Origin of the sequence: Streptomyces sp. NPDC005794 (genome assembly GCF_042871445.1) — a bacterium.
In the GTDB taxonomy this organism is placed as follows: Bacteria; Actinomycetota; Actinomycetes; order Streptomycetales; family Streptomycetaceae; genus Streptomyces.
In genome coordinates this window covers 163501-173193 of record NZ_JBIAIN010000018.1, presented here as the reverse complement: position 1 = coordinate 173193, position 9693 = coordinate 163501, and the positions used below count along the sequence as shown (strand labels likewise).

The following is a 9693-nucleotide window of genomic DNA, read 5'->3' as shown; positions in this document are numbered from 1 at the left end:
CCCCCAGGTCGATCCGGGTCCTGGCGTCCGCCGCCTGTGCGTTCACGACCTTGACGACGAGGTCGCCGGTGGCGTCGTCCCGGGTGACCACCTGCCGGAAGGGTTCGGCGGGCTTGTCGTCGGTGAAGGTGCCCCACTGCTCGCCGTCGAGGAAGAGGGTGACCTGCCGGCCGCGCACCTGGACGTGGATGTCGTAGGCACGTCCCGTCTCGATCGTGGTGGAGTCCTCGGTCATCGTCTGCTTTGCGCCGTCCACGGCCTTCTCCACGGCGGAGCGGGTGTTGCCCCAGCCGCCGAGGTTCCACCAGTAGGTGTTCCCGGTGTCCTTGACCCCGAAGGCGACGAGGAAGCCCTCCTTTCCGGCCTTCTTGGTGGCCTCGACCCGCAGGTCGTAGTTCTGCCAGCCGGTGTCGCCCGCCATGACCAGGGTGTCCTCGGCGCTCTCGTCGGACTGGACGTACGCCCCGTCCTCGACGGCCCAGGTGCCGCGTCCCGCCGCCTTCGTCCACTGCGCGTCGCCGGCGGAGAAGTCGTCGCTCAGCAGCCGGGCGCCGTCCGCCCCGGTGACCTCGACGTCGTCGTACGCGGCGCTGGTCGCCCAGGTCGACAGGCCTACCGCGCCGGTGATCGGCCCGGTGGTGGCGGGTGTCGCGGAGGCCGTGCTCGGTACGACGCGGTCACCGACGTTGTTCATGAAGAGCTTCTGCACCTCGTAGTTCGCCGACCCCCATGACTTCTCGTTGTCGAACCAGATCATGTCCGGCCGCCACTGCGCGTCGTTCGTGTCGGCGAGGAGCGGGGCGTAGGAGGCGAGCTCCACGACGTCGGCGTTGCGTTCCAGGCCCGTCATGAACGCCGCTTCCGCGAGGGCGTTGGAGAAGCGGTTGTCGAGCGAGGCGTACTCGCCGAGGAACACCTTCGGACCTTGACGGTCGTAGGCGTCGTAGCGTTCGTTGTTCTCCAGGAACCACTGCGGGCTGTTGTAGTAGTGCTCGTCGACCATGGCGACGTCCGCGTCGCGGTTGAGCTGCCAGGCGCGGTCGAAAGTGGTGCCGCTGTCGTCCGGGCCGGAGTTGCTGATCACGGTGATGTCGGGGTACCTGGCCTCGATGGCCTCGCGGAACTCGGTGAAGCGGGTGAAGAACTCGTCGGGGAGGTTCTCCTCGTTGCCGACCTCCAGGTGGGTGAGCCCGAACGGCGCGCGGTGGCCCATCGCGGCACGTTTCGCGCCCCAGGTGGAGTCGGCCGGGCCGTTGGCGAACTCGATGAGGTCGAGGGTGTCCTGGATGTGCCGTTCCAGCAGTGCCGGGTCGTCGGTCGCCTTGTTCTGGCCGCAGCCGGTGACGAGGGCCGGCACGACCGGCAGGGCCATCGCCCCGATGTCCTCCGCGAACTGGAAGTACTCGTAGTACCCCAGGCCGTAGGTCTGGTTGTAGCCCCAGAAGTTGGCGTTGACGGGACGCTGCTCGACGGGGCCGATGGTCTCCTTCCACTGGTAGGAGCGCTTCCGCTCCCAGCCGGGCGCCTCGTACGACTCGTGGCTCCCGGTGTTGACGAGGCAGCCTCCGGGGAAGCGCAGGAAGCCGGGATCCAGAGCGGCGGTCTTCTCCGCGAGGTCCTTGCGCAGGCCGTTCGCCCGGCCCTGGTAGGTGTCGCGGGGGAAGAGCGAGATCATGTCGAGCCGTACGGTTCCGCTGCCGCCCGCCGTGACGGAGAGCCGGCCGTCCGCCGCCGAGGTGCGGGCGGTGAGGGTGCCGGTGTACTTCTTCCAGCGGTCGCCGCGGGCCGTGACGCGCAGGGGCGTGGCGAGCGCGGCGCCGTCCGTCGCGGTGGCTCCGACGGTCAGAGTGGTCCCCCCGGGCCGGTCGGTGCGGGCCCATACGGAGAAGTCGTAGCGCTCGCCCTTGCGCAGGGCCAGGCCCTGGTTGTAACCGGAGTTGGTGACCCCGAAGCCGGCCCCTCGGTCTCCTGTCCCGTCGAGGTCCAGACGTAGGTAGCGCCGGTTGCGTTCGCCCAGCCGCCGGTCGTCGTCCACGGTGCCGGCGCGTCCCGTGGCGCCGGCCACCGCGGTCTCGGTCCACGCGGTCATGGGTGAGTACGCGGCGTTGTCGGCACGGTCGTACTCGAAGGAGCGGTTCTGGACGAGCTCGGCGTAGAGACCGCCGTCCGCGGCGTGGTTGATGTCCTCGTAGAAGACGCCGTACATCGACTCGCTGATGGCCGGTCCCGTGCGGTCGGGGTGGACGGCGAGGGAGTAGTCCGTCGCCTCCGCCTCGGACGGACCGTCGTCGGCGCGGGTGGGTGCTGCCACCAGCGCGCCGAGCAGGAGGGCGATGACCGGGACGGTGAGTCTCGGCCACAGGTGCGGGTGCGGCATGGACGCTCCAGGGAAAATTGTTCGAGATATCAGACGTTGCCCAGAACTTCGAACGCAAGATAGGCAGGGCGAGGCAGTGCGTCAACGCTCCCGCCCGAACTGGCCGGGACAGATTCTCAGGAGCGCACGGGGACTCCGAAGTCCGGGGTGCCGTCCGCGCGCCAGCCGAACCGCTGGACACGGGTGTGGCGGTTGGGGTCGTGCAGCGGATCGCCGGCGATCTCCTCGTACGGCCGGGCGTGATAGACCAGCACGTCCGTGCGGCCGTCCTCGGCGACAGTGAAGGAGTTGTGGCCGGGTCCGTACTGGCCCGTTTCCTCGCTGCTCACGAAGACGGGCTCCGGGGACTTCGTCCAGGAGCCCGGGTCCATCAGGTCGCTGCCGGCGTCGGCGGTGAGCAGACCCATGCAGTAGTTGGCGTCCGTCGCGCTCGCGGAGTACGTCATGAAGACGCGGCCGTTCCGCTCGATGACGGCCGCCCCCTCGTTGACCTTGAAGCCGACGCATTCCCAGTCGTACTCCGGCGTGCTGAGCCGGATCTGAGGCCCGGTCAGGGTCCAGGGATCGGCCATCCGCGAGAGGAAGAGCCCGGTGTTGTTGTCGAGTCCGGGCTCGTGCTGGGCCCAGGCGAGGTAACGGTCGCCGCGATGGGTGAAGGTGTGGGCGTCGAGGGAGAAGGTGTCCCAGGCCGTGGTGAGCTGCCCCTTCTCGGTCCACGAACCACGGAACGGGTCGGGGTTCGCGTTCTCCAGCACCCAGATCCGGATCTTCCAGACGTCGTCCGCCGGGGCCGCGGCGAAGTAGATGTACCACACGCCGCCGATGTGGTGGAGTTCCGGTGCCCAGATGTGGGCGGCCATGTCTCCGGTGGTGTGCCTGGTCCAGATCACCGATTCGCCGGCGGTGCTCAGACCGCTCAGTGTGCGGGAGGAACGCAGGATGATCCGGTCGTACTCGGGGACGCTGGCGGTGAAGTAGTACCGGCCGTCGGTGTGCCGGGTGATGTGCGGGTCGGCACGCTGTTCGACCAGCGGATTGCGGTACGGGGCTCGCGACTCCGCGGCGTGGGCCACGCCGGGTGCGGCGGTGAGGGCCCCTGCGGCCAGGGCTCCCCTCAGCACGGCCCTGCGGCTGGGCACTTCGGCCTGACTCATGAGTATCGCCTCTCGTGTGGGGACGGATTCACCGGATCGCGCGCGACGGGACCAGCTTCTGATCCCGCAGTTCGCCGAGGACGAGCGCGGCGTACTCGGTGGCTCCGCGCGCCGAGGTGTGGGTGTTGTCGCGCTTCTCGTCGTAGAGGTAGAGGGCCTTGGACCCCTCGGGACCGAGCTCCTCGACCCGGGCCCTGGTCAGGGCGGTGAGGTCGACGAGCGGGGTGTCCTGCTCGGCGGCGATGCCGCGCACCTCGGCGGGCAGGTCGACGCCCAGGCCGTTGACGAGCAGTGCGGTGCCGTTGTCGAGGGTGCCGTCGGCGTTGAACCAGCGGCGCACGATCGGGGTGACGAGTACGGGCCGCCCGCCCTCGGCGCGTACGTCCTCGATCATCGCGGTGAGGTTGGCGCGGTAGGTGTCGCGGTCGGTCTGCTTGTCGTTGTGGGCGAGCTGGATGAGGACGAGGTCGCCGTGGTGGATGTGGGCCCGGAGCGCGGGGAAGAGCGCGGGGTCGTCCCGGAAGGACTGTGAGCCCTCGCCGGAGTCGGCGTAGTTGGCGACGGCCATCCGGTCGGTGAGGTACTGCGGGAGCTGCTGCCCCCAGCCCGTGTAGGGCTCACCGGCCTGGTCGCAGACGGTGGAGTCACCCGCGAGCAGGAGCTGCGGCGTACGGACACGTTCGACGTGGAGCGAGGCGAGCTGCGGGGCCGCGCCGCCGAAGGTGAGGTCGAGTCCCGGGCTGCCGAGGGCACCGGTGGGTTCACCCTCCGGATCGCGCACGTCCACGGTGAAGGTGCGGCGGACGGTCCCACCGGCGGGGGTCGGGGTCTCGGCGAGCACTGCTCTGCGGGACTCCGCGGTGACGGCCGTGGAGCCGGGCCCCGCACCGCCTCCGAGGAGGGCCCGGATCCGGTAGGTGCCGGGGGCGACATCGATGTGGCAGACGACGGGGGAGGCGCCGGTGCAGTGGTCCCGTCCGGCCGCGCTTCGCTCCTCGGCTCCGGCGGGGACTGCGGTCAGGGCAGTCAGGGCGGCAGTGGTGGTGCAGGCTGCCAGCAGTACGGATCCGGCTCGGCGCATGGACGGCTCCTCAGGTGAACGGATTCAGCGGGGCCAGACCATACGCGGATCGGCAAGCGCTTTCTACGGTGCGAGAAACTTTGTCCGGCTCCCTTGACCAGGGTCACCAACAGCCCTAGCGTCGGTCCGATTTGACGAACGCTGTCCGCCATTTCGAACGCCACGTCGGGAGAGTCATGCGTCCGCACTTCGCGAGAAGAGCCCTGGTCCCCTTGCTGCCCCTGCTGTCCCTCGTCGTCGGCCTGCTCTCGATCCCCGGCGGATCCGCTGTCGCCGGCCCCGCCCCGGCCGGCGACAGGGCTGCCACCGAGCGGGCCGCCGCCTCACTCACCGTTCACGGGCTCGACGACGTACGCGGCAATCTGACGCTGCCCGGCACCGGCGCCCACGGCACCGGCGTCACGTGGAAGTCCGGCAGGCCGCCGGTCATCGACGCGACGGGCGTGGTGCACCGCCCGGAGCCCGGCGCGGGACCGGAGCGCGTGCAGCTCACCGCGGTCGTCACACGCGGGAAGGCCGCCACGCGCCGCACCTTCACCGCCTCGGTACCGGAACTCCCACGGAAGGACCCGTACACCGGCTACGCCATGAGCTACTTCACCGGCGAAGGCACCGCCGACGGCGAGCAGATCCGGATGGCGCTCAGCCGGGGCGACGACGCCCTGCACTGGCAGGAGCTGAACGGCGGCAAGCCGGTCCTCACCTCCGATGTCGGCACCCGTGGTCTCCGCGACCCGTTCATCATCCGCTCCCCGGAGGGGGACACGTTCTACCAGATCGCCACCGACCTCCGGATGTACGGGGGCAGCGGCGGCAGCTGGGACCAGGTGCAGCGCACCGGTAGCCGGTCGATCATGGTCTGGGAGTCCACGGACCTGGTGACCTGGACCGACCGGCGCCTGGTGGAGGTCGCACCGGACACCGCCGGCAACACCTGGGCGCCCGAGGCGTACTACGACGAGGAGCTCGGCTCGTACGTCGTCTTCTGGGCCTCGAAGGTCTACGCGCCCGACGACCCGGAGCACACCGGCAGCACCTACAACAAGATGATGTACGCGACCACACGCGACTTCCGCACCTTCAGCGAGCCCGCCGTGTGGCACGACCCGGGCTATTCGGTGATCGACTCGACGGTGATCCGTCACGAGGGCAGTTACTACCGGTTCACCAAGGACGAGCGGAACCCCTCGTCGGACACCCCCTGCTCCAAGTTCATCACCGTGGAGAAGTCGCAGGACCTGACCTCCGGCCCCTACGGATTCGTCGCCGACTGCATCGGGAAGGGCTCGATCGAGCGCGGTGAGGGGCCGGCGGTCTTCGCGTCCAACACCGAGGCGAAGTGGTACCTGCTCATCGACGAATTCGGCGGCCGGGGCTACGTGCCGTTCGAGACGGCCGATCTCGACTCCGGGAAGTGGACGATGTCCGCGGATTACGAGCTCCCGGCGGGCGCCCGGCACGGCACGGTGCTTCCGGTCACGCAGCAGGAGTACGAGCGGCTGCTGGGGGCCTACGCGGTGGGATGATGAAGGGCTGTGCCCGTCTGTACCGGGCCCCTCCGGCGACAAGGACCGAGACGATGCGAGGACGGGCGAAGCCCCCCGCCGCCCCCCTCCCCCAGCGGGACGGGATCGACCCGGTGCGCGTCAGACTGCCCGAGGATCCCGGCGGCGCCTGGCCGACCGTCCGGGACCACCTGCTGGACCGGTTCGCGGCTGCGGTCGGGGCGCGGCGGGTGGACGCGATGCTCGCCGAGGGGCTCTTCGTCGGGGCCGACGGCGGCCCGGTGGACGGTGACGAGCCGTACACGGTGGGCCGGTTCCTCTGGTTCCACCGGGACTTCGCACCGGAGGAGCCGGTGCCGTTCCCGGTCGGCGTGGTCCACCGGGACGCGCACCTGGTCATCGCCGACAAGCCGCACTTCCTGGCGACCACCCCGCGCGGCCGTCACATCACGCAGACCGTGGTGGCCCGGCTGCGCAGGGAGCTGGACCTCCCGGAGCTGCAGCCCGCTCATCGGCTGGACCGGCTGACGGCGGGCCTGGTGCTCTGTGTCGTACGGGCCGGGGACCGGGGCGCGTACCAGACGCTGTTCCGGGACCGGCTGGTGCGCAAGGAGTACGAGGCGGTGGCACCGTACGATCCACGGCTCACACTCCCCCGCACCGTGCGGAGCCGGATCCTCAAGGAGCGCGGGGTCATCGCGGCGCGCGAGGAGCCGGGGCCCGCGAACAGCGAGAGCCGGGTCGAACTGCTGGAGCACCGGGGCGCCCTCGGCCGCTACCGGCTGCTGCCCGCGACGGGCCGCACCCATCAGCTGCGGGTCCATATGAACGCGCTGGGGCTGCCGTTGGTGAACGATCCGGTCTATCCGGTGGTGGAGCCCGAGCCGGAGCACGAGGACTACGCGCGCCCGCTGCAACTCCTCGCGAAAGTACTGGAGTTCACCGATCCGGTCACGGGCGAGCCGCACCGCTTCGAGAGCGGGCAGCGGCTCTCCGCGTGGCCGGACCGGTGAGGCCCGCCGCGGTCAGTGGCCGCGGTTGATCCAGTCCTCCAGCTGCGGGGCCTCCGCGCCGATGGTGGTGGAGTCCCCGTGTCCGGTGCGGACGGCGGTCTCCGGCGGCAGGGTGAGCAGCCGGTCCCTGATCGAGTCGATGATCGTCGGGAAGTGCGAGAAGGACCGTCCGGTGGCGCCGGGGCCGCCCTGGAAGAGGGTGTCGCCGGTGAAGACCGTGCTCAGCCCGGGTGCGTGGAGGCAGACGGCGCCGGGAGCGTGACCCGGGGTGTGCAGCACCGTGAGGCGTGTCCCGGCGATCTCCAGCTCCTGGCCGTCGGCCAGTTCGGCGTCGGGGTCGCGGTGCGGGTGGGTCTGCCTCCAGAGCGGCAGGTCGTCCGGGTGCAGCAGGATCGGCGCCCCGGTCGCGTCGGCAAGGGCGGGGGCCGCGTCGATGTGGTCGTTGTGCGCGTGGGTGCAGATGATCGCGCGCAGCGTACGGCCGCCGAGTGCGGCCTCGATCGCGGCGGCGTCGTGGGCGGCGTCGATGACGACGGCCTCGGTGTCGTCGCCGACGATCCAGACGTTGTTGTCGACGTCCCACTCGCCGCCGTCGAGAGCGAAGGTGCCGGAGGTGACCAGGTGGTCGATGCGGGCGGCCATCAGAGGATCACCACCGAGCGCAGGACGTCGCCGTCGTGCATCCGGGCGAAGGCCTGCTCGATCTCGCCGAGCTGGATGGTCTCGGTGACGAAGGCGCCCAGGTCGAGGCGTCCCTGCTGGTGCAGGTCGATGAGCATCGGGAAGTCACGCGAGGGCAGACAGTCGCCGTACCAGGAGGACTTGAGCGAACCGCCGCGTCCGAACACGTCGAGGAGCGGGAGTTCGAGCTGCATCTCGGGTGTGGGCACGCCGACGAGGACGACGGTGCCGGCGAGGTCCCGGGCGTAGAAGGCCTGCTTGTACGTCTCCGGGCGGCCGACCGCCTCGATGACGACGTCGGCGCCGTTGCCGCCGGTCAGTGCGCGGATCGCCTCGACGGGGTCACCGGAGCGGGAGTTGACGGTGTGGGTGGCGCCCATCTTCTTCGCCGTCTCCAGCTTGCGGTCGTCGATGTCGACCGCGATGATCTTCGCCGCTCCCGCGAGCCGGGCTCCGGCGATCGCCGCGTCACCGACGCCGCCGCAGCCGATGACGGCGACGGAGTCGCCGCGGCCGACCTGGCCCGTGTTGATGGCGGCGCCGATGCCCGCCATGACACCGCAGCCGAGCAGTCCGGCGACGGCCGGGGAGACCTCGGGGTCGACCTTGGTGCACTGGCCGGCCGCGACGAGGGTCTTCTCCGCGAACGCGCCGATACCGAGCGCCGGGGAGAGCTCCGTGCCGTCCAGGAGGGTCATCTTCTGCTTCGCGTTGTGGGTGTCGAAGCAGTACCAGGGGCGGCCGCGCAGACAGGCGCGGCACTGGCCGCACACCGCACGCCAGTTGAGGACGACGAAGTCGCCGGGCTCGACGTCGGTGACGCCGTCGCCGACGGACTCCACGACGCCCGCGGCCTCGTGGCCGAGCAGGAACGGGAAGTCGTCGTTGATGCCGCCCTGCTTGTAGTGCAGGTCGGTGTGGCAGACGCCGCACGCCTGGATCTTGACCACGGCCTCACCGGGGCCGGGGTCCGGCACCAGGATCGTCTCGACCCGGACCGGCTCGTTCTTCCCCGGTGCGATGACCCCTTGTACCTGCTGCGCCATGCCGTGGTCTCCCATTCCGACTGCCCCGTTGTACCGAAGATCGATCTCACCCACCGTACCCGGACGGGGAGCCGCTCACGGGGCGAGGACGTCCAGTTCGTGCAGCGCGCCGACCGCGATCTCCTCGGTCAGCCGTTCCGCCTCCTCGGCGTCGCCCTCGCGCACGGCTTCGGCGAGCCGTACGTGGAGCGTGACGGCGGCGGGGTCCGGGTCCTCGAACATCACCTGGTGGTGGGTACGCCCGGCGAGGACCTCCGCGACGACGTCGCCGAGCCTCGCGAACATCTCGTTGCCTGAGGCGTTGAGCACGATGCGGTGGAAGGCGATGTCGTGCCGCAGGTAGCCCTCCAGCTGCTGGCCGCGCGAGGTGGCGACCATGCCGAGGGCGCATTCCGTGAGGGCCGCGCACTGCTCGGCGGTGGCGTGACGGGCCGCGAGTCCCGCGGCGACGGGTTCCACGGCGGACCGCAGCACGGTGAGGGAGCGCAGCTGCCGGGGCCGGTCGGAGCCGGCGAGGCGCCATCGGATGACCTGGGGGTCGTAGACGTTCCACTCCTCGGCGGGCCGCACGGTCACCCCGACCCGGCGCCGGGACTCGACCAGATGCATGGATTCCAGGACGCGGATCACTTCGCGTACGACGGTGCGCGACACGTCGAAGCGCTGGGCGAGCTCGTCCGTGCGCAGGACCCGGCCGGGCGGACAGTCACCCGCCGTGATCTCCAGACCCAGGGCGTCCAGCACATGCGTATGGAGCCCCCGGGCAGGTGTGGTCATGCCCACAAGCCTACGGGGCGGCATGCGGGAACAAAAAGTACGACGTTTATGTCACAGCC

Annotated in this window: 7 protein-coding genes and 1 pseudogene; 2 read left to right on the top strand and 6 right to left on the bottom strand. The window is 70.5% G+C overall.

All coding sequences use genetic code 11. The features are described 5' to 3' along the window. The 3 genes from ACFYQ5_RS27025 to ACFYQ5_RS27015 form a co-directional block, all read right to left on the bottom strand. Nucleotides 1-2377 (bottom strand): alpha-L-arabinofuranosidase C-terminal domain-containing protein (locus ACFYQ5_RS27025; protein WP_389201212.1); only part of this gene is annotated, 2377 nt, incomplete at its 3' end. A 116-nt stretch (nt 2378-2493) separates the two neighbouring features. Next, nucleotides 2494-3531, bottom strand: a complete 1038-nt coding sequence (locus ACFYQ5_RS27020; RefSeq protein WP_389201210.1) for a family 43 glycosylhydrolase — start codon at nt 3529-3531, stop codon at nt 2494-2496. Between the two features lie 28 nt (nt 3532-3559). Then, a complete protein-coding gene (locus tag ACFYQ5_RS27015; protein WP_389201208.1) occupies nt 3560-4612 on the bottom strand; it encodes a rhamnogalacturonan acetylesterase in 1053 nt (350 codons plus the stop codon). A 293-nt stretch (nt 4613-4905) separates the two neighbouring features. On the opposite strand from ACFYQ5_RS27015, the pseudogene ACFYQ5_RS27010 reads away from it, so the two are divergent. Both ACFYQ5_RS27010 and ACFYQ5_RS27005 read left to right on the top strand, forming a co-directional pair. Beyond that, a pseudogene (locus tag ACFYQ5_RS27010) lies at nt 4906-6126 on the top strand (immunoglobulin-like domain-containing protein); the annotation flags it as partial. Between the two features lie 65 nt (nt 6127-6191). After that, the gene (locus ACFYQ5_RS27005) at nt 6192-7130 is read left to right on the top strand and encodes a pseudouridine synthase (protein WP_389201206.1); all 939 of its coding nucleotides are present in this window, start codon (nt 6192-6194) and stop codon (nt 7128-7130) included. A gap of 12 nt (nt 7131-7142) precedes the next feature. On the opposite strand, the gene ACFYQ5_RS27000 is transcribed toward ACFYQ5_RS27005, so the two are convergent. The 3 genes from ACFYQ5_RS27000 to ACFYQ5_RS26990 form a co-directional block, all read right to left on the bottom strand. Next, nucleotides 7143-7772, bottom strand: coding sequence for an MBL fold metallo-hydrolase (locus ACFYQ5_RS27000; protein WP_389201204.1), 630 nt, complete (start codon nt 7770-7772; stop codon nt 7143-7145). After that, nucleotides 7772-8857 (bottom strand): S-(hydroxymethyl)mycothiol dehydrogenase, encoded by a 1086-nt coding sequence (locus tag ACFYQ5_RS26995; protein WP_389201202.1) that lies wholly within the window; start codon nt 8855-8857, stop codon nt 7772-7774. Before ACFYQ5_RS26995 ends, ACFYQ5_RS27000 begins: the two co-directional genes overlap by 1 nt. A gap of 75 nt (nt 8858-8932) precedes the next feature. Next, the gene (locus ACFYQ5_RS26990) at nt 8933-9634 is read right to left on the bottom strand and encodes a FadR/GntR family transcriptional regulator (RefSeq protein ID WP_389201201.1); all 702 of its coding nucleotides are present in this window, start codon (nt 9632-9634) and stop codon (nt 8933-8935) included. Between the last annotated feature and the right edge of the window lie 59 nt (nt 9635-9693).

Coding starts and splice junctions, on each gene's coding strand:
- ACFYQ5_RS27020 (WP_389201210.1), bottom strand. CDS start 3,531: ATGAGTCAGGCCGAAGTGCCCAGCCGCAGGGCCGTGCTGAGGGGAGCC.
- ACFYQ5_RS27015 (WP_389201208.1), bottom strand. CDS start 4,612: ATGCGCCGAGCCGGATCCGTACTGCTGGCAGCCTGCACCACCACTGCC.
- ACFYQ5_RS27005 (WP_389201206.1), top strand. CDS start 6,192: ATGCGAGGACGGGCGAAGCCCCCCGCCGCCCCCCTCCCCCAGCGGGAC.
- ACFYQ5_RS27000 (WP_389201204.1), bottom strand. CDS start 7,772: ATGGCCGCCCGCATCGACCACCTGGTCACCTCCGGCACCTTCGCTCTC.
- ACFYQ5_RS26995 (WP_389201202.1), bottom strand. CDS start 8,857: ATGGCGCAGCAGGTACAAGGGGTCATCGCACCGGGGAAGAACGAGCCG.
- ACFYQ5_RS26990 (WP_389201201.1), bottom strand. CDS start 9,634: ATGACCACACCTGCCCGGGGGCTCCATACGCATGTGCTGGACGCCCTG.